Consider the following 25,131-nt stretch of genomic DNA (forward strand, 5'->3'; position numbering starts at 1 on the left):
CCCTCCGACAGGCCGGGCCGAGCTAGCGGCCGATGATCGGCACCAGGTGGCGGGCGGCGTAGTCACGGACGGCCGCCTGGTCCGAGGTGTCGAGCCGGTCGGTGGGGAACACGATGATGCCCAGGGCGACGCGCAGCAGGATGTCGGCGATGTCGGCGAGGTCGGCGTCGGGCATGTCGGCCCCGCAGCGCCGCAGCGTGTGTGCGATCCCGTCGGCGAACTGGCGAATCGGGAAGACGTGCGACCGGGAAAACATGCCGAGCAGCTCGGGCTCGCTTTCGGCGATCCGCGAATACAGGCGGGAATCCCCGACGAGTCGCACCCCGAGCGCGAACGCCTCGATCACGGCCTGTTGCGGGGTGCAGCCCGCGGTGGCCCGGTCGAGCGTGCCGAAGAAGACCTCGGCCTCGCGCCGCACCACGTGCTCGAACAGGTGGTCCTTGGTCGGAAAGCGCCGGTAGATGGTACTGCGGCTGACCCCGGCGCGGGCCGCGATGTCTTCGATGTTCGCGCGGCGCACGCCGTAGGTCTCGAAGACCGTTCGCGCGGTGTCCAAGATGGCGCGGTCGACGTCGGTCGCCTCGGCGACAGGGCCGTCGGGGCTGCGGTTCTGCATGGATCACCACCCTCCCGGCCATCTCGGCGCGGCGCTGTTACTCTGACACAAAGATACGCGTTTGTTTCTCTGTTTCATACGCATGTCGGGCAGGAGGATGCGATGACGGCGCAACGGGCCGGCCAGGGGTTCGACACCGGTGTGCGCGAAGCCGTCCCCATGCCGGTTGACGACGAAATCGCCGACGCCTCGGCCCGGCTCGGGCCCGACTCGTTGACGTGGAAGTTCTACGGGGATCACCGCACCCAGTTCTTCGGGTTTCAGCGCACCGCCGGCGTGGAGAACTGCATCGAGCAGCTCGCGCAGGGCGTGCTCGATCACTCGGTGATCTTCAGCGACACGCTGGGCCGGGCCAAACGAACCGGTCCGCCCCTGATGAAGACGGTCTACTCCGCCGACCCGCACGAGTGGGGCCGCAAGGTCCGCGATTTCCACAAACCGATCAAGGGCACCATCAGCGACGGCTCGAGGTATCACGCGCTGAACCCGGAATTGTTCTACTGGGCCCACGCCACCTTCGTCGACCAGGTCATCTACACGGCCGACACGTTCATTCGCCGGTTGTCCCGCGCGGAAAAGGAACAGATCTTCAACGAGGGCAAGATCTGGTACGGCCTCTACGGGGTCAGCGACCGCGGCCAGCCGCAGACCTACGACGAGTTCGTCGCGTACTGGGACGAGATGCTCGAGCGGTTCGTCCCGCACAAGACCGTGCTGTACGGCACGGGCTACATCCGCAAGGGGATACCGGGCCCGCGCTGGATTCCGGGGCCGGTCTGGAAGATCTTGTCGGCGCCGCTGAACGCCTACACCCGGCTGGTGCTCGTCGGTACCCTGCCGCCGCAGATGCGCGAGGTGTGCCAGCTGCAGTGGGATGCCAAGAAGGAGAAGCGTTTCCAGCGGTTCGCCGCCGCGGTGCGCGCGCTCAATCCGCTGATCAACCGGTTGCCCGTGTCGTTCATCTACCTGCCGTGGGCGGTCGAGGCGTGGCGCCGCGCGGGCGTCGACCCGCGCAAGTTGCACAATTTCCCTTCCGAACGCGCGGCCTAGCCGATGCGCAGCAGCCGTTCGGCGTTGCCGTGGGCGATCTTCTCCCGGTCGGGCTCGGACAGCGTCGTCCGCTCGAACCCCCGGATCGCCTCGTGGGACGACTCGTAGGGATAGTCGACCGAGAACATCATCGCGTCGGCGCCGACCTCCAGCACCGCGCCCAGCATCACCGCCGGGGAGAACACCCCGCTGTTGGTGAAGACGACGTTGGTGCCGAGGTACGCCGAAGGGGGGCGGCGCAGCGGAGCCGTCGTGGTGATCGTGGCGTAGCGGGAGTCCAGCCGGCTGCGCTGAAACGGCAGGAACTCACCCATGTGGCCCAGGATCAGCGTCGCTCCCGGATGCCGGTCGAACACGCCGCCGAACACCAGTCGCAGCGCGTGCCCGCTGACCTCGGTGGCCCAGCTCCAGGTCGCGCCGTACAGTTCCGGGCGCCCGTCGATGACCCGCCAGCGATCCGCCGGTGGTGCGCCCGGGTGCAAATACAGCGGTAGGCCAAGGGATTCCACCGCGGACCACAACTCGTCGTATTCGGGCGCGTCCAGATAGCGTCCGCCGGGCCCGCTGATGCAGTCGTTGACCAGGCCGCCGCACAACCCGTCCTGCGTGACGGCTCGCTCCAGCTCCGCCGCGGCGGCGGCCGGGTCCTGGAGCGGCAGGGCGGCGAACCCACGGAACCGATCGGGATGCCGGGCAACGATTTTCGCCAGGTAGTCGTTGGCGAGCCGGGCGTTGGTGCGCGCCTTCTCGGCGTCGATGTCGACCTGCAAACCCGGGGAGGTCAGGGACAGGACCTGGACGTCGATGCCGGCGTCGTCCATCTCCGCCAGCCGGTATTCGGTGAAATCGGGCAGCCGGCGCTCGTACCGCTCGGCGAATTCGGGTTTCAACAGCTGCATGAGTCGTTGATGGGCCGGCTGCAGGTCGGCCAGTTCCGGCACGAAAAACGCTTCCTCCAACGCGATGTAGCGCATCGGTCTCCCTTATCCGTGGTGAGCGCGTGACGTGCAGTATTGCGCGGTCTCGCGCGTCAATCCGCCCTGGGGTCTACCCATCGGTCCCCGAAAGCACGAAAGTGAGGGGGTAGGCGAAACCGAGGGAGGGGAGCGGGCATGCAGATGACGGGCAATACGGTGCTGGTGACCGGAGGCGGCAGCGGGATCGGTCGCGGTCTGGCCGAGGCGTTTCACCGGCTCGGCAATACGGTTGTCATCGCCGGCCGGCGCCGTGAACTGCTGGCTGACGTCGCGAAGGCCAACCCGGGCATCCAGACGCTCTCGCTGGATCAGGGCGATCCCGCCGACATCCGCCGGTTCGCCACCGAGCTGACCGACCACTATCGGGACGTCAACGTCGTCGTCAACAACGCCGGCGTCCAGCGCTTCGAGGACCTCACCACGACCGGCCCCAGCGTGGCGGAGCTGACGGTCGCAATCAACCTGCTGGGCCCGATCCGGCTGACGGCGGCGTTGCTGCCGTCGCTGTTGAAGAAGCCGCGGGCCGCGATCCTCAACGTCACGTCCGGTCTCGCCTTCATCCCCAGCGCCGTGACGCCGACGTATTGCGCAACCAAAGCGGCGCTGCATTCCTACACCGAATCGCTGCGCTTCCAGCTCCGCGCAACCGCGGTCCAGGTGATCGAAATAATCCCCCCGCACGTGCAGACCGAGCTGCAGCGCGGCCGGGGATTCGACACCAGCGACCCCAGGGCGATGCCGCTGGACGAGTACATCGCCGAGACGATAAGCCTGTTGCAGACGCAACCGGAGGCCGACGAGATCATCGTCGAGCGGGTCAGGCCGTTCCGCTGCGCCGAACGCGACGGCGTCTATCAGGACACCTTTGCCGTCCTGAACGAGGCGATGGTGGCGGCCGTCGCCCAGTCACGCAACGGCTGAAAACCGGCCGGCCACAAAGAGTTCGCCGGGGCATGGGGCAACGTTCAGCGCCCGTATGCCCGGCCCGCCCCGGCGCGGTTGTTCGGCCGGCCGCGGATGCGCCAGGATCGATCCCATGGTCGACTTTTCGCTGTTGGACGTTCCCCGATCGGTTCGGATCGTTGACCCCGAGGCGTACCTGCGTGCCGCCATGGCGTGGCATTTCGGTGCCGACACCGGATCCCCGTTCTGGTTGCGCACCGCACAGACACTGGACTTCGACCCGTTGACCGACGTCAAAAGCTTTGCGGAGCTGCGCCTGTTCCCCAACCTCGTCAACGAATTGCGCGACGCGCCGGTCGAAGACCTGATTCCGCGCGGCTACGGATCGCCCCCGCCGGTGCCCCAGATATTCGAATCCGGCGGCACCACCGGCGCCCCGAAACGCACTGTGCAGCTGCCGGATTGGATCGCGCAGGTCGTCGAATGGCAGACCGAGGACTTCGCGGGGGGCGGCTTTGTCCGGGACCGGGGCTTTTTGTGCCTGATGCCGAGCGGGCCGCACGGCGTCGGGTACTTCTCCCGCTTGGTCTCCGAGCGCCTCGGCGCGGTCTTCCACGCGATCGACATCGACCCCCGCTGGGTGAAGAAACTCGCGGCCCGCAAGGCGGCCGGCGAGGTGGCCGCCTACATCGACCACGTCGTCGAGCAGGCGGTGTTCGTGCTGCAGACCCAGAACGTGGCCAATCTGCACACCACCCCGCCGCTGCTCGAGGCCATCGCCCGCAACGACCGCGTGGTCGACCTGGTCAACGACAAGGTCCGCTACCTGTTGCTCAGCGGCGCCCACGTGGACGCCGACACGCTCGACCTGCTGCGCGACATCTTCCCGGACACGACGATCACCATGGCCTTCGGTAGCACCATGGTGCTTTCGCAAGCGGTCACCCGAACCGTCGACGGCGACTCGTTTGTCTTCGACCCGCGGACACCCTACGTCGTGTTCTGGGTCGTCGACCCCGACACCGGAGAACAGGTGCCGTACGGGCAACGCGGCCAGGTGGTGATGAACCACATCAGCAAGGGCATGTTCATCCCCAACAACCTGGAGCGGGACCTGGCCATCCGGATGCCGGGGCCGGCCGGCCAACTCAGCGATTCCGTCAGCGAGGTCGGACCCGTCGCCACCTTCGAGGGCGAGGCCGTCATCGAAGGCGTCTACTGACCGTGGGACACCAACAGGCGGGCCCGACAACGGATTTGGTACGCATCGATGCGCTCGGTGCGGGCGGCGAGTATCGCACCCGCAACCGGGAGGTCATCACCAGCACCGCCGGCGCCGCGGTTGCCGAGCTCAGTATCGTTCCGCCGCTGTATGTTTCGCGCACCATCGCCGCGCAGCGGAGGACCGGGCCGCTGCCCGTCGAGCGGCGCGAAGCCGCGCTGGCCGCCGCGGCCGGGCTCTTCACCACCGCGGTGATCGGCGGGCTGGACTTCGAGGAGTACGTGCGGCTGGCCAGCGGCATTTCCGGGCTGCCGATCGCCGTCACCCGGGCCGGCGCGCGCGGCGTCGCCGACGCCGTCGCCTCGGCCTTCGGCGCGGTCCGACCGGCTCGGCCCGCCGGCGCGGCGCTCGACTGGCGCGACGAGCGCATCCGTCGCGGCGGTGCGGTGTGGGCTCGGCGCGGGGAGGTGTTCGCCGTCCACGCGGCCGGAAACGGCCCGGGTGTGCACGCCCTGTGGCCCCAGGCGCTCGCGCTGGGATACCGGGTGGCGGTGCGCCCATCGCGCCGCGAGCCGCTGACCGGTCACCGGCTGGTAAATGCCCTGCGCCAGGCGGGATTTCGGCCCGAAGACGCGGTCTATCTGCCCACCGACCACGGCGGCGCCGACGAGATCGTCCGCTCGGCCGACGTTGCAATGGTGTACGGCGGCCAGGATGTGGTGGACAAGTACGCCGACGACCCCGCGGTGATGGTGAACGGCCCCGGGCGCACGAAGATCCTCATCACCGCCGACCGGGACTGGCGCGACCACCTCGACGTCGTCGTAGACTCGATCGCCAACCTGGGCGGGATGGCGTGCGTCAACGCCACCGCGGTGCTCTACGAGGGCAACCCCGCCCCGTTGGCCCGTGCGATCGCGCAGCGGTTGGCGGACATCGAGCCGCTGCCCGGCGCGGACGAGCGCGCGATCCTGCCCACCCAGCCCATCGAGAAGGCGGAGGCGCTCGCGGCCCACCTCGCCGCCAAGGCCGCCGGGAGCACGCCGCTGCTGGGCGCCGACCGGGTGGTCGCCCCGATCGGCGACGGCTGCGCGGCGCTGCGTCCGGCGGTGCACCTGCTGGACGAACCCGGCTCCGGGCGGCTCACCGACACGCTCAACACCGAGTTGCCGTTCCCGTGCGTGTGGGTGGCGCCGTGGTCGCGCGCCGCGGGCGTCGAGCCACTGCGGCATTCACTGGTGGTCACCGCCATCACCGGCGACGAACGGCTAGTCGACGACCTGCTCGCCGAACCGACCGTCGCCAACGTCTACTTCGGACCCCACCCGACCTTCCATACGGCACCCGAAATCCCGCACGACGGGTTCCTGCCGGACTTCTTGATGCGCAACAAGGGGTTCGTCAGCGACTAGGCCCCTAGCTGCCGAAGCCCCCGCCATTCGGCGACGCGACGACGGTGGCCGGACCCGCGGGGCCCACCGGTCCGGCGGGGCCCTCGCCAAGGCGGCTCAGCGCGAAGGCGACGCCCTTGTCGATCATCGCCCCGTCGTCGGCGTAGGCATCGTGTGCGGCGAAGTTCATGCCGTCCGAGCACACCGGGTCCTCCGGCGCGCACACCTTGATGGTCTTGCCCTGATACATCGGACCGATCGACACCGGGGGCTGGTTGAGGAAGTTCATCGCCCGGACGTTAGGCGTACCGAAGAGCACCACCGAGGAGACGTGGTTGGCCACGTCGGGACCCAGGGGTTTCGGCACGGTCGCGGGATCGACCCCATCCGGCACGGCGGACGAGGTGACGAACCCCATCACCGCCGCGCCCTGCGAGAAGCCGCCGAGCACCATCTTGGTGTTGGGGCAGTCGTGCGCCATCGAAACGACGTGCGCACCCGCGTCCCGGATGCCGTCGAGGCCCGTTTCCCACTCGTGGCTTGCGGGGTAGTTGACCGGATAGGCGTCGAACGACCGTGCGCCGACGCGCGAGCGGAGGGTGTCGGCGAACGCCTGCCCGGTCGCGCCGAGGCCGGGCGGCTCGTCGGTACCGCGGGCGAACACCACCTGCACGTCTGGGCATGGCTGGGCGAGGGCGGAGGGGACGGCTGGGGCAAAGACGGAGGCGCTGAGCCCCGCCCCCGCGACTACCGCTGGACCAAGGAAACGAGGGAGGTGACGTGCGATCATGCCGCAATTGTGCCCATCTGAACGCCTGCCTAAACAGTGATCTTCCAGCGAATTATTTCAGATTCGTAAAACGTCCGGCGGACGCGCGACGGCGCGCCGGCGACGGATCCGCGACGGGTCGCCCGAGACGTCGAATGCGGGCCGCGGCGCGGGCCGGTGTTTCAGTGTGGTCTGCTAGCGGTAGTCCGAGTCGAGGCATACGGTCAAGCCAGCGCCGCCCCTCGCGCGCAATTCGGAGTGATGCGGCAGTGAACGTGAACGTGATATCGAAAACCTTGGCGGCGGCCGGCGATCGGCTGGCGAATCCGGCGCGGGTCGCCGATCCCGACAGGCTGCGCGGCACCGTTTCCGGCAAGACCGTGCTGGTGACCGGCGCGTCGTACGGAATCGGCGAGGCCGCGGCCCGCAAGATGGCGGCGGCGGGGGCGACGGTGTTACTCGTCGCCCGGTCGGCGGAAAGGCTCGAGGACGTTGCGGCGGCCATCAACGCCGGCGGCGGCCGCGCGGTCGCCTGTCCGACCGACCTCACCGACGAGTCCGCGGTCAGCGAGCTGACGAAGCGGGTCACCGAGGACCACGGCGCGCTGGACATCGTGGTGAGCAACGCCGGAAAGTCGTTGCGCCGCTCCCTGCATCAGCAGTACGACCGCCCCCATGACTTCCAGCGCACCATCGACGTCAACTACCTCGGACCGATCTGGCTGCTGCTGGGCCTGCTTCCGGCCATGCGCGAGCGCGGCGGCGGGCACATCGTCAACGTGTCGAGCGTCGGGGTGCGCGTCGTGCCCGGCCCGCAATGGGGCGCCTACCAGGCCTCCAAGGGCGCCTTCGACCGCTGGTTGCGCAGCGTCGCACCGGAATTGCACGCCGACGGGGTGGACGTCACGGCGGTCTACTTCGCGCTGGTCCGGACCCGGATGATCGCGCCCACACCGATCCTGGGCCGGCTTCCCGGCCTGTCCCCGGACGAGGCCGCCGACGCGATCGCCAAGGCGGTGATCGAGCGGCCCCGCACCAACGAACCGCCCTGGGTGTGGCCGGCCGAGCTGGCCTCGGTGCTGCTGGCCGGGCCCGCCGATCGCGCGGCCCGGTTGTGGCACCGGCGCTTCTTCGCCAACACCGAAGCGCAAGAGGTCCGACGATGACGGACGGCGTGGTCGCCACCGCGGTGCGCGCGCTGCTGCGCTCCCGACTGCTCAGTCCGCCTTCCCCGGTGGCCGGGGTCCGGCTCCTTCGCGAGGCGCGCCGCGGCGGCACCAATCCCTACACGCTGTTGGCGGTCACGGCGGCCCGCTGGCCCGACCGCGCCGCAATCGTCGACGACGACGGCGCCCTCACGTACCGCGAGCTGCGCTCGGAAACCGAATCCCTGGCCCGCGCGTTGTCCCGCGCCGGCGCCGGTTCGGGTCAGGCCGTCGGGGTGATGTGCCGCAACGGCCGGGGATTCGTCGAGGGCTTCTTCGCCGCCGCGCTGATCGGCGCCGACGTCGTGCTCGTCAATACGGATTTCCGCACCGATGCGCTGGCCGCCGCGCTGAGCGCGCATCGGATCACCACGATGGTCGCCGACGACGAGTTCGCGGAACGGGTGCGCGCCGCCGATCAATCGGTCGTGCTCGTCGACCCGGCGCCGGTCGGTGCCCGCGACGAAGGCCGGCGGAATCCGAGGCCCGACGTGGCGGCGCCCGGCCGGATCGTCCTGCTGACGTCGGGTACGACGGGCAAGCCCAAGGGGGTGCCACGCACCCCGCAGCTGCGTTCGGCGGTGGGCGTGTGGGTGACGATCCTCGATCGCACCGGGTTGCGGACCGGGTCGCGGATCTCGGTGGCAATGCCGATGTTTCACGGTTTGGGGCTGGGCATGCTGATGCTGACGGTCGCGCTCGGCGGCACCGTCCTGACGAATCGCCACTTCGACGCCGAAGCCGCGCTCGCGCAGGCATCCCTGCATCGCGCCGACGCCTTCACCGCGGTGCCGGTCGTCCTCGCGCGCATCCTGGACCTACCGCAGCGGGTGCGGGCGCGAAACCCGTTGCCCTACCTGCGGGTGGTGCTGTCCAGCGGGGACCGGCTCGATCCCAGCCTCGGGCAGCGGTTCATGGACGCCTACGGCGACATCCTCTACAACGGTTACGGCTCAACCGAAGTCGGGATCGGCGCGCTGGCCACGCCGGCCGACCTGCGGGACGCCCCCGAGACGGTCGGAAAGCCCGTCGCCGGCTGCCCGGTGCGCATCTTCGACAAGAACGACCGACCCGTCGGCCCGCGGGTGACCGGCCGCATCTTCGTCGGCGGCGAGCTGGCGAGCGAGGGCTACACAGACGGCGGCGCGAAGGCGGTCGTGGGCACCATGACCAGCACGGGCGACATGGGCTATCTCGACAACTCGGGCCGGCTCTACATCGTCGGCCGCGAGGACGACATGATCATCTCCGGGGGCGAGAACGTCTACCCGCGCGCGGTCGAGAACGCGCTCGCCGAGCACCCCGACATCGCGGATAACGCGGTCATCGGCGTTCCCGACGAGCAATTCGGGCATCGGCTGGCGGCCTTCGTGGTCGCACCACCCGGGCGCAGCGTCGACCCGGAGGTGCTGCGGGATTACCTGAGGGGCAGGGTTTCCCGCTTCGAGCAGCCGCGAGACATCAACGTCGTCGACAGCATCCCGCGCAATCCCGCGGGCAAGGTGGTGCGCAAGGAGTTGTCGACCTAGAAGCCGGCTAGCGCTTGTCCTTGGGCTCCAGCGCGGCGACCCGGTTGGCCAGCCAGTTGGGCGCCAGCACCGACACGGCGGTGGCGCCTGCCGTCGAGCCGATCACCCCGGACCAGGCGACCGGCCCAAGGGGTGTGCAGCCGAAGAACTGGCTGACACCGGGGGTCTGGACGATGGCGACCAGCACACCCGCGCTGCCCAGGGCGGTGGCTAGGACCAGCGGGCTGTGCCGGCGGGTCAGCAGGGTCTGCGCGAGCTGCGTGCTCACCAGCGCGGTGAGACCCATTGTGGCGGTTCGGCGTTCGGTGCCCGGGGTCCAACGCCCGATGGCCCAGGCGGCCGTCGCGCCGGCGGCGGTGACGGCACCCCGGGTGACGATCTGGCGCATGAGCGGCGCGTCGAGTGACGGCGAGGGTTCGGACAGCGCCGCCAACTGGAAGGCCCGCTGCATCTCCTCGGCGTCGCGGTCGGAACCGTCCTCATCGTCTTCCGGCTGCGGGTACTGGGGCGTGACGGCGACCGCGAGCGCGGGAAACATGTCGGTGAGCAGGTTGACCAGCAGCAGTTGACGCGTGCCCACCGGCGCCCGGCCGGTGCCCAACGCGGTCCCGATGATCGTGAAGAGCACCTCACCCACGTTGCCGCCGACCAGGATGCTGACCGCGTCCCGCACCCCGCCCCACATGCCGCGGCCCTCGACCAGCGCGTCGAGCAGGACGCCGAGGTCGTTGTCGGTCAAGACGATGTCGGCGGCCCCCCGGGCGGCCGACGAACCCCGACCGCTGACGCCGATGCCGACGTCGGCCATGCGGATCGCGGCGGCGTCGTTGGCCCCGTCGCCGACCATCGCGACCGCCTGCCCGCTGCGCTGCAGCGCGGCGACGATCTGCACCTTTTGCTCGGGGCTGACGCGCGCGAAGACCTGCACGTCCGCGGCGAGCCTGGCGCGGGCGTCCTCATCGAGCGCGGCGAGTTCGGCCCCGGTGGCCTCGCGCGCGTCCGCCGGCAGCCCCAGTTGCCGCGCGATCGCCCGCGCGGTGATCGGGTGGTCGCCGGTGATCAGCACGACCCTGCGCCCGGCTTCCACCAGCGCCTCGATCAGTGGCCGCGCCGACGGGCGCGCGGTGTCCGCCAATCCGACAAAGCCGACCAACTCCAGGTCGTGCGCGGCCGCGTCGACGTTGTCCGCGTCCGTGTCCTCGTCGGTGGTTCCCCGGTCCCACTGGCGCCGCGCCACCGCCAGCACGCGCAGGCCCTGACCGGCGAGCGCCGACACCAACGACTCGGCATGGTCTTGGCCGCCGTCCCGGTCGGCGAACCGGCACCGCGGCAGGATCTCCTCGGGGGCGCCCTTGACCTTCAGCATCGGATCCGCCGTCGCGGCGGTCGCGGCGACGATCGAGGCGGAGTAGCCGCGACTGGATTCAAACGGCACCTCGGCGAGCACGGTCCACTCCGAATCACCCTCACCGTCAAGGGAATTGGCGGCCGTCAGGATGGCCTCGTCGGTGGCGTGGGCATGCCCCTGCCCGTTGTGCGGCTGGGTGCACGCGCGCGCGGCGATGCGCAGCACTTCGGCAGCGTGCGGGTCGCTCGGATCCGGGAACGGCCCGTCGGCGCTGGTCCCCTTCGGCACCACGCGGACCAGGCGCAGCCGGTTCTCGGTCAGCGTGCCGGTCTTGTCGAAACACACGGTCTGGACCCGGCCCAGCGCCTCGACGGCGCGTGGGGTGCGCACCAGCACGCCGCGCCGCGACAGCCGCTGGGCCGCGGCGAGCTGGGCCAGGGTGGCCACCAGCGGGAGGCCCTCCGGGACGGCGGCCACCGCGATCGCGACGCCGTCGGCGACGGCCTGGCGCAGCGAACCTTGGTGCGCCAGGGCCAATCCGGTCACCGCCGCCCCGCCGGCAAGCGTCAGGGGGAGCACCTTGCTGGTCAATTCCCGCAGTCGCGCCTGCACCCCGGCGGCCGACTCGACGTCGGCGATCGCCGACATCGCCCGTTGCGCGGCGGTGCCGGCGCCGGTGGCCACGACGATCGCCCGGGCGCGGCCGGCGACGATTGTGCTGCCCTCGAAAAGCATGCTGGCCCGGTCGGAGTCCGCGACGGCGACGGGATCGACCTGCTTGTCCACCGGCAGCGACTCACCGGTGAGGAAGGACTCGTCGACCTCCAGGTCGTCGGCCACCAGCAGGCGGGCGTCCGCGGGCACCACCTCGGGGGCGGCCAGGTCGATGATGTCGCCCGGGCGCAGCGACTTGGCACTCACCGTCACCGTTCGCTCGGTGGAACGGGCCGCCTCGAGCCGGCGGCGCGCCGTCGCGACGGTCGGCAGCACGACGCGCCGCGCGTGCCGGTCCTGCTCGGCGAACAGCTCGGCGACCGCCGCCTCGGCCCGCAGCCGCTGCACCCCGCCCGCGATCGCGTTGGCCGTCATCACGCCCGCGACCAACAGCGCGTCGACGTTGCTGCCGACGATCGCCGAGGCCGCCGCGCCCACCGCCAGGATCGGCGTGAGCGGGTCGGCGAGCTCGGCCCGCGTCGCGGACAGCAGCCGCCCCACCCGGGTGGCCGGGCCCCGCAGCGGCGCGACGAGCGGGTTGTAGGACAGGTCGTCGAGCACCTGGCGCCAGGGCGCCTCCCCCGGCTCGACGGCCAGCGGCCGCGTCCGGCTGGCCAGCCGCGAGTAGACGATTTCGGGGTCCAGGGCGTGCCACGCGGTCAGCGGCTGCGGCGTCGGATCCGGCAACCGCAGCGCCCGGGTGGCCGAGAAGACGCCCGACACCAACGCGGCCGCGGCGGCCGCGTTGACGGGATTGAGCCAGCGCTGCACGGCCAACGGGTTGGTGGTGCCGGGCTCGCCGGTGACCAGCAACAACCCGGCCAGCGTGCTGCCGCCCTTGGCCAGGCGCACCGACGATTCCGTGGCCTCCCGGGCCACCGGCAGCGTCGAGAGGATCCGCACCGCCGCGGCGAGGTCGGTGCCGGTGATGATGTCGGCTGTCCACGGCGTCGCGGCCTGCGGATCGTCGAGCGCCACCCCGACGTCGGCCACGGCGAGCGCCGCCAACGTGTCGGTGGACGCGAAGTCCCGGTGCACGGCGGTGATCAGCAAGACCGGTCCCCGGTCGGTTCGCAGATCGCGGACCAACTGCAGCAGCGGGGTGCCCGCCGGATGGCTGACGGCGACGCTGGCCGTCAGGTCCTCGGTGCCGGCGACGTGGCGCAACACCACCCGCGCCCCGGTCCGGTGGGCGGTCTGCAACAGCGGGATCGCGAACGGGTCGACCTCCCACCCCACGTCGACGCCGCCGACGCGTTCGCCGTCGACGATGAGGTCGGCGTGCTCGAGGCCCTGGGCGGGCGTCGCCGACGGCTCCTGGGCCCGAAGCCATCGCAGGCGGGCTCCGGTGGCGGGCAATTCGTCGGGGTCGGGGTCGGGCGCCTCTTCACCGTGCAGCAGCGCGTCGGCGACCTCGTATACGCGGTCCTCATCCCAACCGGGGATGTCGCCTCGTGCCTGCAGCACCGCGCGGTTGTCGCCGCGCAGCGCCGCCCCGTCGATGACGACCACCTTGACCCGGTCCAGCCGGCGCAGGGCGCCGGGGTCCAGGATCAGTTGCCCGGCGTTGGCCAGCCCGCGCCCGAGCACGGCGGCGAAGGTCTGACGGCCCACGTGCGCGGCCCGCGGCACGCCGGCCAGTAGCGCCCCGGCCGCGTCCTCGGTGCCACCGCCGGCCAGTAGCGCGCCGGCCGCGGCGATCAGCGACGCGTTCGCGGCCTGGTCGACGTACTCCTCGACCGGCCCGGCCATGGAACCCTTCGCGGTGTCGATGGCGGCGTCGATCGCGCCGCCGACCATGACGTGCGATACCTCGCCGGCGGCGGCCGCGGGCGAAGTGTGCCGCGGCGCCTGCGAGCTGGGCCCGGCCGACGAGATGACGGGCACCACCGGCGCCTGCGGCCGATCGGGCGAGGCCAGCTGGGGCTCCCGCTCCCGCCAGCGCTGACGGTGGGCCGACGCCTCCGAGATCTGCAGGCCGCGCTGCGCCAAGTCCAACATCGGGGTGCCGACCGCCTGGGTCAGCCCGTTGGCCAAGGCCGTCGAGGCGCTGAGCGCGATGTCGGTGCCGACGCGACCCAGCCGCGACTCCAGGACGGCCACCACCCGCGGCTGGTGATTCAGCAGGGCTGCCGCGGCGCGCGCGCTGCGCGGCGCGACGGGCAGCCGGCCCAGCCAGCCGGTCACCGCGGCCCCGATGGCCGCGACGTCCATCGCCGCCGCGGTGAACGGGACCAGGATCGCCAACGGGTTACCCGGGTCGGCGAACGGCGCCGTGCGGCTCACCGCCTTGGGTCCGGTGAAAGCGAGATCGGCGGCCACGGCGCAAACCGTTTCCCGGACCTCGTCGAGGACGTCATCGGCGTCGGCGTCGCCGTCGAGTTCGACCACCAGCCGGCCGAGCGCGCCCTCGACGTGGGCGGTGGCCACCCCGGCGATCCGGCGAACCGGTTCCTCCACCACCGCCGCGTGCTCGTGCCAGCTGGGGAACGGCAGCAGCGGGTCCAGGTCCAGATGCACCCGGCGCCCGCTGTGCCAGCGCACCGGCGGGGCGACGCCGTCGGGGGAGCCGTTGGATGCGGGGCTGATGCCGATCGCCCGGCCCGTCGTGTGGGCCATCGACGAAACCACCGGGCTGGCCAGCTCTAGCACCGGGCTGGCGAACATCTGCACCGCGCCCGCGGCGCCGGCCGCAGTGGAGACGCCGGCTCGTACCACCTGCGCGGCTCCGCCGGTCACGCCAGCGACGACGCTGGCGACACCCGGAATCCTCATTCCGTCACCCTTCAAACCCGTCTACCCGCGCCTAATGATCCTGGCGTCCCAGTGGCCTGTCCACAGATGGGCCGGATAGACGGCCGCGCGATAGCACCAGCGAGTGGGCGCGTCGGACTCGCTCGGTTACCAGGGGATGCAATCGCTTCCTGTCAGGAAGATTACCGGGTTCGCGACACACCAAACCTGGGAGAACGCGACGCCGAACCGCATTGGCGGAGGCGGTTTTTCGAACGACGGGCGAATGGGAAGGCCAAAAAGCACAAATGCGCGGTAGCCGTCGAACGGCTACGCGCGCATGTTCGGATGGAAAATTCCGTCTACAAGATCCGGTGGTTCGCCCTGTCGACCTGGTACCCGGCCGGGAAGGACTTCTCGATGACCTGTAGCTGATGGTCCACTCTGGACTCCAGCTCGAGAACCACGCAGCTGTCGCCGACGGCTTTGGATTCGAGAACTATGTACCGCTGACCACAATCGGTGATCGGGTCGCCCGAGTGCAATTTCTCGACCGCCACCGACTCCGGGGTTCCATCTGCCTCCATCCGTCCACGGTAGGTCAATTCCCCGAGCGAGGGAATAGAACCGCTAGGTGGTGTCGGCCGGTCGCTGTTTGAAGAACACGCTGACGCGAGAGATCAGCCCGTCGTCGCCCCGCTCGAACAGAATGCATTCGGGCCACGTCGCGCCGACGCCGTCGATCTCGAACGTCTCGGTCAGCTCGACGTAGGACAGGCGATCGTTGACGTGCGAGACCCGCTGCACTTCCAACTTGTGGCCCTTGAGGGTGGTGCACACCTTGCGCAGGTAGGCGACGTAGTGCTGCTTGCCCTCGACGACATCGCAGAACGGGCCCTCCCGGGTCAGGCCGTCCTCGGCGATGGTGGTGGCCAGGTTGTCCCAATCGTGGGTGGCAAGGAATTCCAGGTAGCGCTCGACGGTGCCCGACCCCGACTCCACGGAAATCACAGTAAGACAACTCAACAGACGATGGAACAGGCAAGATTGGTGCCGTGACCAGCCCCAGCGAACCACAGTGGCAGTCGGCGGGCGTCTGCTATCGGCACCCTGGCCGTCCGACCTACTTGAGTTGCAACCGCTGCGAACGCTATATCTGCCCGGACTGCATGCGCGCCGCCGCGGTCGGTCACCAATGCGTGGAATGTGTGCAGGAGGGTGCCCGAAGCATTCGGCAGCCCCGGACGCAATTCGGTGGCCGGGAGCGGACCGGCGCGCCGGTGGTCACCTACGCGCTGATCGCGATCAACGTGGTGGTGTTCGCACTGCAGATGTCGGTGCGGGGCTTGCAAAGTCAGCTCGTCCTGTGGCCGCCCGCCGTCGCCGACGGTCAGCTGTACCGATTGGTGAGTTCGGCGTTCGTGCATTACGGCGCCGCTCACCTGTTGCTGAATATGTGGGCGCTGTACGTGGTGGGCCCACCGCTCGAGTTGCTGCTCGGCCGGCTGCGCTTCGGCGCACTGTACGCACTGAGCCTGCTGGGTGGGTCCGTGCTGGTTTACCTGATCACGCTGAACACGGCGACGGCGGGCGCATCGGGCGCGGTGTTCGGCCTTTTCGGCGCCACCTTCGTGGTGGCGAAGCGGCTCAACCTGGACATGCGCTGGGTTGTCGCCATTATCGTGATCAACCTGCTCTACACGTTCGTCGCTCCTGCCGTGAGTTCCCAACGGATCAGCTGGCAGGGGCACGTGGGCGGCCTGGCCACCGGCGGATTGGTCGCCGCGGCTTACGTTTACGCGTCGAGGGAACGCCGCAACCTGATCCAGGCCTCGGTGACCGTTCTGGTGTTGGGTGTGTTCGCGGCGTTGATCTGGTGGCGCACAGGTGTTCTCGCCGCGGAGCTGTATCTGTGAGCTGGTGGACGGCGCACGCCGAAGCAGAGCTGTCCGAAGAGGTGCCCGCTGCGCCCGGCGACGTCCGCGATTTCTATGTGGACCTCAACAACATCAAGATCGTGCATCCGCTGATCGTGTCGGTGCAGGCCACGTCGCGCACCGAAACGCCGGAAGGGTACCTGCAGAGCTATCGGGTGGTGGACCGGATTCCGTTGGGGCCGCTGCGCATGCGGATCACCTATCACGCGCGGCTACACGTCCGGGCCGACGGCGAGGTAAACACCGAGGCCGACCAGTCCCCGGGGGTGCGGCTGCGCGGCACGGTGACCTTCGCGCCGATCGACGGCGGCACCCGCATCACCGAGCGGATCCGGATCGCCGCACCCCGGCCGCTCGCCGCGATGACGACGCGCGAGGCCGTCAAGGCCCACATCGAGATGCTGGCCGGGATCCGGCGCCACTTCGAATCCGCGTGATCACCCGGCGAAATCGATGATCCCGCGGATGTTGCGCCCGTCGCGCAGGTCCCTGAACGCCTCGTTGATTTCGTCGAGCCCGTAGTGGCGGGTGACCAGTTCGTCCAGTTTCAACGCGCCCGCCTGGTACAGCGACAACAGCATCGGCACGCTCGTGCGTGGATTCATCCCCCCGTACAGCGCGCCCCTGAGTTGTTTGGCCGACAGGGTCATCTCCTGAAGGACCAGCGGAACCGGCGGCTCGGTGTACGGGGTGATGCCGGTGAGCACGCATACCCCGCCCTTGCGCAGCAGCGCCATCGCCAGCGGGATCAAGTCCACGTGCACGACGCCGGGAGTGACGATGACGCGGTCGGCCATGACGCCGGCGGTGATGTCCTTCACCAGCGGTATCGCCTCCTCCGCGGAGGCGGCGGTGTGCGTGGCACCGAAGATCTTGGCCGAATCCCGCTTCGAATCAATGGGATCGACGCCGACGACGTAGGTGGCGCCGACGGCGCGGGCGCCCTGCAGCGCGTTCATTCCGACGCCGCCGGTCCCGATGACGACGACGGTGTCGCCCGGTTCGGTGCCCGCCGAGACCGTCGCGGAGCCCCAGCCGGTGCTGACGCCGCACGAGACCAGTGACGCGGCGTGGAAGGGGATCGCGTCGTCTATCTTGATGACGGACCTCTCGGAGAGCACCGCGTATTCCGCGAAGGTGCCGAGTTGGCCATAGGCCAACAGGTTTTCGTCGCCAAGGTGCCGGCGGCATGTCCCGTCCGTGGGCATCTCCCTTGCGAACAGGCTCGCGCCGATGTCGCAGATGTAGCTTTGACCGTTGACGCAAAACCGGCAATCGCCGCACGCGGGAATGAACGAGAGCGCCACGTGGTCGCCCGGCCGCACCGTCGTCACGCCCGGCCCGACTTCGGCGACGACACCGGCGCCCTCGTGGCCGCCCAGCAGCGGGAACCAGTCCGGCGCGGGCTGACCGCTTGCGGCCAGCACCTCGGGCGTCGGCACCACGTCGCCGGTGAACACGTGGTCATCGGAATGGCAGATTCCCGCGACGGCCATCCGCACCAGGACCTCGCCGGCGCGCGGCGGGTCGAGGACGATCTCGCGGACTTCCCAGTCCTCGCCGACGCCGCGCAATACGGCGGCACGACATTTCATGGCAACCTCCCCGGTAGCGCGCGGCCTACTGGGGCGCGTAGCCCAGGGTGCTCTTGACCTCCAGGTACTCGTGGAATCCGAACTCGCTCCACTCGCGGCCGTTGCCGCTGTGCTTGTAGCCGCCGAACGCCGAGTTCATGTCGAAGGCGTGGTTGATCGTCACCCAGCCGGCGCGGATCTTGCGGGCCACCTCCCGGGCCTTGTCGAGGTCCGCCCCCGAGACGTAGCCGGCCAGGCCGTAATCGGTGTCGTTGGCGATCCGCACGGCCTGATCGATGTCGTCATAGCCGAGGATGCACAGCACCGGGCCGAAGATCTCCTCGCGCGCGATCGTCATGTCGTTGGTGACGTTGGCGAAGACGGTCGGCTTGACGTAGTAACCCTTGTCCAGGCCCGCCGGCCGGCCCGGCCCGCCGGCCACCACGGTCGCGCCCTCGTCGATGCCCGTCTGGATCAGGCGCTGAACCTTTTCGAATTGCGCCTGCGAGGCCACCGGCCCGATCGCTCTCTTGTCGTCAGGGCTGCCGACTTTGACCTGCTCGGCGACCTCGCGCGCGACGTCGATGGCCTCGGCCATCCGCGAATTGGGGACCAGCATCCGCGACGGCGCGTTACAACTTTGCCCGGTGTTCGGCATCATGTTGGCCACGCCGGCGCGCACGCTGTCGGCAAAGCCCGCGTCGTCCAGGACGATGTTGGGGCTCTTGCCGCCGAGTTCCTGGGTCACCCGCTTCACGGTCGTGGCGGCGTTCCTGGCCACCTCGACGCCGGCGCGCGTGGACCCGGTGAACGACACCATGTCGATGTCGGGGTGGCTGGCCAGGGCGACGCCGACGCCGGGACCGTCGCCGTTGACGAGGTTGTACACCCCGGCGGGGACGCCCGCGGCATCGAGGATCTCGGTGAAGATGTAGGCCGAGAAGGGCGCCACCTCGGACGGTTTGAGGATCATCGTGCACCCGGTCGCCAATGCCGGGTACACCTTGACCGCGATCTGGTTGAGCGGCCAGTTCCACGGCGTGATCAGCCCGCACACGCCGATCGGCTCCTTGGCGATCAGCGTCGCCCCGTGCTGTTCGGAGAACGAGAAGTTCTTCAGCACGTCGATCGCCGTCACCAGATGACCGAGCCCGAGTTGGACCTGCGGGCCGGCGGCCAGCGACGGCGGGGCGCCCATTTCCTCGGTGACCGCCTCGGCGAGATCGCCCGCGCGCTTGCCGTATTCGGCGAGGATCGCCTCCAGCAACTCGAGGCGCTGTTCGCGACTGCTTTGCGACCAGTCGTCGAAGGCGCGCCGGGCGGCGTTGACCGCCACGTCGACGTCGGCGGCCGAGCCGAGCGAGATCTTCCCGGAGACCTGTTCGGTCGCCGGGTTCTCCACCTCGAACGTGTTTGGCCGCACCGGGTCGACCCAGCGGCCATCGATGTAGAACTTCAGGTATTCGCGCATGACTACTCCTTACTCCCTACTGGGTGCCTTCCGCGTACCAGGTGCGGAATTCGTCGTATTTGGGCATCTCCTCGGAGTTGGCCTTCGGGTCGATGCAGACGTGGACCACGGCGGTCTTGCCGCTGGCGTAGGCCCGCTCGATTGCCGGGCCGATCTCGTCCTCCTTCTCGACGTACTCGCCGTGGCAGCCGAAGCCCTCGGCGACCTTGTCGAGGCGGACGTCTTTGCTCCAGTGCACGCCGGGCTGCGGCGACGGCTGGGGGAAGGTGCGCTTGTAGACGCCCACCTCGAGGCCCCACTGGTGGTCGACGCCCACCACGCACACCAGCGGAAGCTTCTGCCGCGCGGCGGTTTCCAACTCGGCGATGTGGAACAGGAACGCCGAATCGCTGGTCAGCAGCATCACCGGGCGCTTGCCGCCCTCGGCGACCGACGCCCCGACCGCGTACGGCAGGCCGGTGCCGAGATGGCCGAAGTTCTGGTTCCAGATGACGTCGCGCGGTTTGGCCTGCGAATAGGTCCACTGGAAGATGACGGTCGCGCCGCCGTCGCGGACCATGATGCCGTCCTTCGGGAACGCTCGAGTGGCCTCGACGACGAACCGCGCCGGGTGTATGGGCGTCCGGCCCGTCGGCGCGTTCTCCGCGAGCTGCGCCAGCTCCGCCGCGTCGTCGGAGATCCAGCGGTCGAGGTCGACCGACGGTTTCCTCGGGCTGTCGCGGAGCGCCTCCACCAGCTGGGGCACCACGCCGCGAAGGTCACCGACCAGGGGGACGTCGATGGGACGGTTGACGCCGATGGCGACCGGATCCTGTTCGACCAGAACCCATTTGCGTTTCCCGTCGTTCTGCGCCCAATGGCGGGTCCTGCCGTAGTGGCTCGGTTCGCCGAGCTCGGTGCCCAGCGCCACGCACAGGTCAGACTTCACCACCGCCTCGACGGCCGCGGGCGAGAATCCGTAGGCGAAGGTGCGGTCCTCGAGACCCTCGATGAACGACGTGCCGCCCGAGGTCTGGATCACCGGGCAGGCCATGAGGTCGGCCAGCTCCCGCACCGCCGCACCGGTGCGCGACGTGTGCACCCCGTGCCCGACCAACAGGATCGGGCTGTCGGCCGCCCGGATCAACTTGGCCGCTTCGGCCACCTCGCGCTCACCCGCGGTCTGGTTGACGAGCCGATACCGTTCGGGGGGCAGCGGATCCGCCACGTCGAGCTCGGAGAGGATGACGTGCGACGGGTACTCGATGTAGGCCGGTCCGGGGGTGCCCGACATGGCCCGCCGAATCGCCTCGTGGATGATCTCGTCGGTCTGGTCGGCGTACTCGATCGAGCTGCTGTATTTGACCGACGGCGTGAAAAGGCCTTCCTGCTGCACGAATTGGATGCGTCCGCGCCGGACCCGCCGCTCGGTGATGCGGGCGCGCTGGCCGCCGAGGAAGATAACCGGCGAGTTCTCCACCAGGGCGCACATCATCGCGCCGGAGATGTTGGCCACGCCGGGGCCGAGCGTGCCGATGCACAGTCCGGGCTTGCCCGTCATCCGCGACGCCGCCTCGGCCATGAATCCCGCGCTCAGTTCGTGATGCGGCGCGACGACGGACCACCCGCGGGCGTCGGCCTCGGTGAACATGTGCACGAAGTTCGGGTCCGGGATACCGAACAGCGTGTTCACGCCCTCGGCCTCGAACAGGTCGAGGATGCGCTTGTAGACGGGCACGGCCATCGTCAAAGTTCCTTTCCATCGCGAGCGAGATGCCCCAGGCTCGCGCCGATTTCGGCGAGCACGTCCGCGGTGTCGGCGCCCAGCTCCGGCGCGGGCCCCGCGACGCGGCCCGGTGTCCGGGAGAACCAGGTGGGTACGCCGGGGAAGCGCACCGGTCCGTGCGGGGTGTCGACGGTCTGGAACATGCCGACGGCGTTGAGGTGCGGATCGTCGAACAGCGCCCCGGGCGTGTTCAGGGGCGCGGCAGGTATCTCGAGTTCGCGGAACAGGGCGAGCCACTCCTGGGTGGTGCGCTGTTTCATCGTCTCGGCCAGCAGCCCGTAAACCGTGTCGATCTGACGTGCGCGCTCTTCCAGCGTCGAGTACAGCTCGCCGGCCCACGGCGGCCGCACGGCGGTGACGAACGCGTTCCAGTGCTTGTCGTTGTAGATCAAGGCGGCGATGTGGCCGTCGCTGGTGCGGTAGGGACGGCGGTTGGGCGCCACGGTGCGCGGATACACGGCCGGCCCCAGGGGAGGGTCGAACAGCGCGCCGTTGGCGTGTTCGACGAGCATGAACGAGGCCATGGTTTCGAACATGGCGACCTCGACTTCCTGCCCCTCCCCGGTGCGCTCGCGGTGATACAACGCCATGGTCGTCGCGTACAGCGCGGTCAGCCCGGCGACCTTGTCGGCCATGATCGTTCCGACGTAGTCGGCCTCGCCGGTCAGTTGCTGTTGCACCGCGGGCAGCCCGCATTCGGCCTGGATGGTGTCGTCGTAGGCGGGCCGGTCCCGTTCGGGCCCGCGGCGCCCGTACCCGTAGCAGTTGGTGTAGACGATCGCCGGGTTGATCGCGGCGACGTCGTCGTAGGCGAAGCCGAGCTTGGCGATCGCCTTGGCGCGCATCGAGTGGATGAATACGTCCGCTGTCTCGACGAGGCTGCGCAGCGCGCGTGTTCCCTCGTCGGTGCGCAGGTCCAGCACGACGCTGCGCTTGCCGCGGTTGACGTTGACGAAGACGCCGCTCATGCCCGGCGCGGGACCGACGGAGATGTAGCGGGTGTTGTCGCCTTGGGGCGGTTCGACTTTGATCACGTCGGCGCCCATGTCGGCCATGATCTGCGTGCAGTACGGCCCCATCACCATCGCGGTGAGGTCGAGCACGCGCACACCCGCCAGCGGTCCCGCGCCCGTCCGGCTAGCCATGCAGCACGCCGCGATCGCTCGAACGGTGCGCGAGGTCGAAGCTGTACCGGATGTGCTGGCCGTGACCGTCGGGCACCACCGGAAAGACCAGCGGCGCCTCGACGTTTCGGATCGCGTCGAGGTGCGCCCCGACATCCTCGACCGTCCAGGCCGGCCGATGCACGCCGGGGCTTTCGGCGATGACCGCCCGCGCCACCCGGCCGGCCAGCGCGATGAACATCTCGCCGGTCACCGAACAGCTTTCGTGGGCGAGCCAGGCCACCACGGGCGCGACGAGGTCCGGGCCCATGGGCGGGTAGGCCGAGGTGTCGATGCCGTCGGCCATCCGCGTCACCGCGGCAGGAACGATCACGTTGCACCGCACGCCCTCGGCCGCGCCCTCGAGGGCGGCGACGTTGGAAAGCCCGAGCACGCCGGCCTTGGCCGCCGCGTAGTTGGCCACGCCGTGGTTTCCGTACAGGCCGCCGATCGACGACGTCAACACGATGCGCCCGTATCCGGCCGCGCACATCACCGGAAACGCCGGGCGCACAACATGGAACGCGCCACGAAGGTGCACGTCGAGCACCGCGTCGAAATCTTCGTAGCTCATCTCCTTCAGCGAGCCGTGACGGACGTTGCCGGCGTTGTGAATCAGGATGTCGAGGCGACCGTAGTTGTCGAGTGCGCTCTCAATGATCGCGGCGGCGCCCTCTCGGGTCGCGACCGACGCGGTGGACGCGACGGCCTCGCCGCCGGCGGCCTTGATCGCCTCGACCGCTTGCTCGGCGGGCGTGGCGTCGGCCCCGTCGCCGGCCACGCTGCCGCCGTGGTCGTTGACGATCACCTTCGCCCCGCGTCTGGCGAGCAGTTGCGCGTACTCGCAGCCCAGGCCCCGCCCGGCGCCTGTGACGACCGCGACCCGGCCATCGAACCGCAATTCGCTCACGAAAGCTCAAGGCCTTCCAAATCACCCCTGGCGCGCCACTCGGCGATCAGGTCACCGAAGGCGTAGAAACCCGGCGAGTAGAAATCGCCGAGGAACGCACCGTTGTCTTTGGCGCCACCCTGGCCTTCGTTGTTGTAATAGCCAGGGGTGCAAGACATCTCAAACCCCGAGTTGTCGATCGCGACCTCGGCGACCGTTCTGACCCAGCCGTCCTGGCCCTCTTGGCTGGGTTCGACGGTGGTCGCGCCGCGTTTCTGCGCCTCGGAGACGATGTAAGCGATGTGTTCGGCCTGTTGCTCGAACATCGCGGTGGTGTTGGCCGAGACGCCGCCCTGAATGAAGCCCGTGAAGAACTGGTTGGGGAATCCGCGGGTCGTCATGCCGTGCAACGTCTGGTATCTGTCGTGCCAGTAGTCGAACAGCGACAGCCCGTCTCGGCCCTCGATGACGTCGACGGCGAAGCGTCGACTGATCTCCGTGGAGATCTCGAACCCGCTGGCGAATATGACGCAATCGACCTCGTACTCAACGCCGTTGGCGACGATGCCCTTCTCCGTCAGGCGTTCCACGCCCTTGGACTCCGACACGTCCACCAGCGTCACGTTAGGCAGATTGAACGTCGGCAGGTAGGTCTCGCTCGAACACGGCCGTTTGCACATGAAGCGGTAGTACGGCTTGAGCGACTCCGCGGTGTCGGGGTCGTCTACCAGCGCGGCGACGCGGTGGCGCAGCCGGTCCATAATCTTGTAGTCCTCTTCCTCCCGGATCGCCATGATCTCCTCGATCCCCAGTGAGGCGGGATCCGGGCTGGCGGCAATCCGGGCGGACATGTTGCGGCCCAATTCGGTCCAGAAGTCGCACACCAGGTCCGGTTCGCCGAAGACCACTCCTACAAACGGTGACCAGTTGTGGAAGTTACGCTTGCGCTTCTCCTGCCAACCGGGCTGCAGGGCCGCCGCCCAGGCCGGGTCGGTGGGCGTGTTGGCCCGCACGTCCACCGACGACGGGGTGCGCTGGAACACGAAGAGCTGCTTGGAATCACGGCCGAGATGCGGCACCAGCTGGACGCCGGTGGCCCCCGTGCCGACGAGTGCGACCCGCTTGTCGGCCAGCTTATGTAGGCCACCGTTGGCATCGCCGCCGGTGTAGTCGTAGTCCCAGCGCGCGGAATGGAACGCGTGGCCCCCGCCGTCCAGGTACTCCTTGATACCGGGGATGCCGGGCAGCTTTGGCTTGTTGTACGAGCCCTGCGCCATCACCACAAAACGTGCGCGGATGTCGTCGCCGCGGTTAGTGATCAGCCGCCACCGGGTAATGTTCTCATCCCAGCGCATGGTCTTGACCTGGGTCGAGAAGATCGCGCCGTCGTAGAGGTCGAAGTGTTTACCCATGGCCTGACAGTGCGCGAAGATCTCGGCACCGTCGGCGAACTTCTTGCTCGGCATGAAGTCGAGTTCCTCGAGCATTGGGATGTAGCAGTAGGCGTCGTTGTCGCACTGGATGCCCGGGAAGCGGTTCCAATACCACACTCCGCCGAAGTCTCCGGCCATGTCGATGACCCGAACATCCTGCACGCCGGCCTTTTTCAAATAGGCACCCGACAACAATCCGGCGAACCCACCGCCGAGGACGGCCACCTCGATGTCCTCGTTGATCGGCGCGCGGTCGGCCACCGGAGTGTATGGGTCTACCTCGTAGAAGTCGGCCAGGTCGCCTTCGAGTTCGAGGTACTGCGCGCCGCCGTCCTTGCGCAGGCGCTTCTCGCGCTCCTGGGCGTACTTGGCCCGCATCGCGTGTATGTCGACGTCCTGCGCTACATCGGTGGGCCCGCAGGGCTCCTCAGCGATGGTCATC

General features: G+C 69.3%; 20 protein-coding genes. 8 read left to right on the forward strand and 12 right to left on the reverse strand.

The genetic code is table 11. From position 1 onward, the window contains the following. Positions 1-22: 22 nt before the first annotated feature. Positions 23-616, reverse strand: a complete 594-nt coding sequence (locus tag AC5Y7V_RS02255) for a TetR/AcrR family transcriptional regulator (protein ID WP_499878416.1) — start codon at positions 614-616, stop codon at positions 23-25. Positions 617-718: 102 nt separating this feature from the next. On the opposite strand from AC5Y7V_RS02255, the gene AC5Y7V_RS02260 reads away from it, so the two are divergent. Next, positions 719-1,666 carry an oxygenase MpaB family protein gene (locus tag AC5Y7V_RS02260; protein ID WP_499878417.1) on the forward strand — a complete coding sequence of 316 codons (948 nt, stop codon included), beginning with the start codon at positions 719-721 and terminating at the stop codon, positions 1,664-1,666. Here the strand turns inward: AC5Y7V_RS02260 and AC5Y7V_RS02265 are convergent. After that, positions 1,663-2,640, reverse strand: coding sequence for an amidohydrolase family protein (locus tag AC5Y7V_RS02265; protein ID WP_499878418.1), 978 nt, complete (start codon positions 2,638-2,640; stop codon positions 1,663-1,665). The genes AC5Y7V_RS02260 and AC5Y7V_RS02265 overlap by 4 nt on opposite strands. Positions 2,641-2,778: 138 nt before the next feature. Between AC5Y7V_RS02265 and AC5Y7V_RS02270 the strand changes: the two genes are divergently transcribed. The 3 genes from AC5Y7V_RS02270 (at position 2,779) to AC5Y7V_RS02280 (ending at position 6,180) form a co-directional block, all read left to right on the forward strand. Then, positions 2,779-3,564, forward strand: coding sequence for an SDR family oxidoreductase (locus AC5Y7V_RS02270; protein WP_499878419.1), 786 nt, complete (start codon positions 2,779-2,781; stop codon positions 3,562-3,564). Between the two features lie 115 nt (positions 3,565-3,679). After that, positions 3,680-4,768 carry a phenazine antibiotic biosynthesis protein gene (locus tag AC5Y7V_RS02275; protein WP_499878420.1) on the forward strand — a complete coding sequence of 363 codons (1,089 nt, stop codon included), beginning with the start codon at positions 3,680-3,682 and terminating at the stop codon, positions 4,766-4,768. 35 nt (positions 4,769-4,803) lie between these two features. After that, the gene (locus tag AC5Y7V_RS02280) at positions 4,804-6,180 is read left to right on the forward strand and encodes an aldehyde dehydrogenase family protein (RefSeq protein ID WP_499878900.1); all 1,377 of its coding nucleotides are present in this window, start codon (positions 4,804-4,806) and stop codon (positions 6,178-6,180) included. A gap of 4 nt (positions 6,181-6,184) precedes the next feature. On the opposite strand, the gene AC5Y7V_RS02285 is transcribed toward AC5Y7V_RS02280, so the two are convergent. Continuing rightward, the gene (locus AC5Y7V_RS02285) at positions 6,185-6,949 is read right to left on the reverse strand and encodes a cutinase family protein (protein WP_499878421.1); all 765 of its coding nucleotides are present in this window, start codon (positions 6,947-6,949) and stop codon (positions 6,185-6,187) included. Positions 6,950-7,203: 254 nt separating this feature from the next. On the opposite strand from AC5Y7V_RS02285, the gene AC5Y7V_RS02290 reads away from it, so the two are divergent. Both AC5Y7V_RS02290 and AC5Y7V_RS02295 read left to right on the forward strand, forming a co-directional pair. Beyond that, the gene (locus tag AC5Y7V_RS02290) at positions 7,204-8,094 is read left to right on the forward strand and encodes an SDR family NAD(P)-dependent oxidoreductase (RefSeq protein ID WP_499878901.1); all 891 of its coding nucleotides are present in this window, start codon (positions 7,204-7,206) and stop codon (positions 8,092-8,094) included. Continuing rightward, positions 8,091-9,662, forward strand: a complete 1,572-nt coding sequence (locus AC5Y7V_RS02295) for an AMP-binding protein (protein ID WP_499878422.1) — start codon at positions 8,091-8,093, stop codon at positions 9,660-9,662. The genes AC5Y7V_RS02290 and AC5Y7V_RS02295 overlap by 4 nt, the downstream gene beginning before the upstream one ends. A gap of 7 nt (positions 9,663-9,669) precedes the next feature. Here the strand turns inward: AC5Y7V_RS02295 and AC5Y7V_RS02300 are convergent, their stop codons facing one another. The 3 genes from AC5Y7V_RS02300 to AC5Y7V_RS02310 all read right to left on the reverse strand — a co-directional run bounded on the left by AC5Y7V_RS02300 (position 9,670) and on the right by AC5Y7V_RS02310 (position 15,459). Next, positions 9,670-14,499 (reverse strand): cation-translocating P-type ATPase, encoded by a 4,830-nt coding sequence (locus AC5Y7V_RS02300; protein WP_499878423.1) that lies wholly within the window; start codon positions 14,497-14,499, stop codon positions 9,670-9,672. 320 nt (positions 14,500-14,819) lie between these two features. Beyond that, positions 14,820-15,044, reverse strand: coding sequence for a hypothetical protein (locus AC5Y7V_RS02305; RefSeq protein WP_499878424.1), 225 nt, complete (start codon positions 15,042-15,044; stop codon positions 14,820-14,822). A 43-nt stretch (positions 15,045-15,087) separates the two neighbouring features. Beyond that, entirely contained in the window at positions 15,088-15,459 is a 372-nt protein-coding gene (locus AC5Y7V_RS02310; protein ID WP_499878425.1) for a nuclear transport factor 2 family protein, read from the reverse strand. Positions 15,460-15,512: 53 nt separating this feature from the next. On the opposite strand from AC5Y7V_RS02310, the gene AC5Y7V_RS02315 reads away from it, so the two are divergent. Both AC5Y7V_RS02315 and AC5Y7V_RS02320 read left to right on the forward strand, forming a co-directional pair. Then, positions 15,513-16,373: a rhomboid family intramembrane serine protease gene (locus AC5Y7V_RS02315; protein ID WP_499878426.1), complete on the forward strand. Its 861-nt coding sequence runs from the start codon at positions 15,513-15,515 to the stop codon at positions 16,371-16,373. Next, positions 16,370-16,831: an SRPBCC family protein gene (locus tag AC5Y7V_RS02320; protein ID WP_499878427.1), complete on the forward strand. Its 462-nt coding sequence runs from the start codon at positions 16,370-16,372 to the stop codon at positions 16,829-16,831. Before AC5Y7V_RS02315 ends, AC5Y7V_RS02320 begins: the two co-directional genes overlap by 4 nt. Here the strand turns inward: AC5Y7V_RS02320 and AC5Y7V_RS02325 are convergent, their stop codons facing one another. From AC5Y7V_RS02325 to AC5Y7V_RS02350, 6 genes are read right to left on the reverse strand one after another with little or no spacing between them, the layout of a single operon-like run. Beyond that, positions 16,832-17,989 carry an NDMA-dependent alcohol dehydrogenase gene (locus AC5Y7V_RS02325; protein WP_499878428.1) on the reverse strand — a complete coding sequence of 386 codons (1,158 nt, stop codon included), beginning with the start codon at positions 17,987-17,989 and terminating at the stop codon, positions 16,832-16,834. 25 nt (positions 17,990-18,014) lie between these two features. Next, positions 18,015-19,439 carry an aldehyde dehydrogenase family protein gene (locus tag AC5Y7V_RS02330; RefSeq protein WP_499878429.1) on the reverse strand — a complete coding sequence of 475 codons (1,425 nt, stop codon included), beginning with the start codon at positions 19,437-19,439 and terminating at the stop codon, positions 18,015-18,017. A gap of 16 nt (positions 19,440-19,455) precedes the next feature. After that, complete coding sequence (locus AC5Y7V_RS02335; protein WP_499878430.1) at positions 19,456-21,162, reverse strand: thiamine pyrophosphate-binding protein; 1,707 nt, start codon at positions 21,160-21,162, stop codon at positions 19,456-19,458. A gap of 2 nt (positions 21,163-21,164) precedes the next feature. Beyond that, on the reverse strand, positions 21,165-22,349 hold the full coding sequence (locus AC5Y7V_RS02340) for a CaiB/BaiF CoA transferase family protein (protein ID WP_499878431.1): 1,185 nt from the start codon (positions 22,347-22,349) through the stop codon (positions 21,165-21,167). Continuing rightward, the gene (locus tag AC5Y7V_RS02345; protein WP_499878432.1) at positions 22,342-23,277 is read right to left on the reverse strand and encodes an SDR family NAD(P)-dependent oxidoreductase; all 936 of its coding nucleotides are present in this window, start codon (positions 23,275-23,277) and stop codon (positions 22,342-22,344) included. Before AC5Y7V_RS02345 ends, AC5Y7V_RS02340 begins: the two co-directional genes overlap by 8 nt. Continuing rightward, positions 23,274-25,130 carry a flavin-containing monooxygenase gene (locus tag AC5Y7V_RS02350; protein ID WP_499878433.1) on the reverse strand — a complete coding sequence of 619 codons (1,857 nt, stop codon included), beginning with the start codon at positions 25,128-25,130 and terminating at the stop codon, positions 23,274-23,276. The genes AC5Y7V_RS02345 and AC5Y7V_RS02350 overlap by 4 nt, the downstream gene beginning before the upstream one ends. Position 25,131 lies beyond the last annotated feature (1 nt).

The organism is Mycobacterium sp. NGS34, from assembly GCF_059812845.1.

What these genes read in the sequence shown, in the direction of transcription:
- AC5Y7V_RS02255 (WP_499878416.1), bottom strand. Translation starts at nt 616, where the DNA reads ATGCAGAACCGCAGCCCCGACGGCCCTGTCGCCGAGGCGACCGACGTC.
- AC5Y7V_RS02260 (WP_499878417.1), top strand. Translation starts at nt 719, where the DNA reads ATGACGGCGCAACGGGCCGGCCAGGGGTTCGACACCGGTGTGCGCGAA.
- AC5Y7V_RS02265 (WP_499878418.1), bottom strand. Translation starts at nt 2,640, where the DNA reads ATGCGCTACATCGCGTTGGAGGAAGCGTTTTTCGTGCCGGAACTGGCC.
- AC5Y7V_RS02270 (WP_499878419.1), top strand. Translation starts at nt 2,779, where the DNA reads ATGCAGATGACGGGCAATACGGTGCTGGTGACCGGAGGCGGCAGCGGG.
- AC5Y7V_RS02275 (WP_499878420.1), top strand. Translation starts at nt 3,680, where the DNA reads ATGGTCGACTTTTCGCTGTTGGACGTTCCCCGATCGGTTCGGATCGTT.
- AC5Y7V_RS02285 (WP_499878421.1), bottom strand. Translation starts at nt 6,949, where the DNA reads ATGATCGCACGTCACCTCCCTCGTTTCCTTGGTCCAGCGGTAGTCGCG.
- AC5Y7V_RS02295 (WP_499878422.1), top strand. Translation starts at nt 8,091, where the DNA reads ATGACGGACGGCGTGGTCGCCACCGCGGTGCGCGCGCTGCTGCGCTCC.
- AC5Y7V_RS02300 (WP_499878423.1), bottom strand. Translation starts at nt 14,499, where the DNA reads ATGAGGATTCCGGGTGTCGCCAGCGTCGTCGCTGGCGTGACCGGCGGA.
- AC5Y7V_RS02305 (WP_499878424.1), bottom strand. Translation starts at nt 15,044, where the DNA reads ATGGAGGCAGATGGAACCCCGGAGTCGGTGGCGGTCGAGAAATTGCAC.
- AC5Y7V_RS02325 (WP_499878428.1), bottom strand. Translation starts at nt 17,989, where the DNA reads ATGAAATGTCGTGCCGCCGTATTGCGCGGCGTCGGCGAGGACTGGGAA.
- AC5Y7V_RS02330 (WP_499878429.1), bottom strand. Translation starts at nt 19,439, where the DNA reads ATGCGCGAATACCTGAAGTTCTACATCGATGGCCGCTGGGTCGACCCG.
- AC5Y7V_RS02335 (WP_499878430.1), bottom strand. Translation starts at nt 21,162, where the DNA reads ATGGCCGTGCCCGTCTACAAGCGCATCCTCGACCTGTTCGAGGCCGAG.
- AC5Y7V_RS02340 (WP_499878431.1), bottom strand. Translation starts at nt 22,349, where the DNA reads ATGGCTAGCCGGACGGGCGCGGGACCGCTGGCGGGTGTGCGCGTGCTC.
- AC5Y7V_RS02350 (WP_499878433.1), bottom strand. Translation starts at nt 25,130, where the DNA reads ATGACCATCGCTGAGGAGCCCTGCGGGCCCACCGATGTAGCGCAGGAC.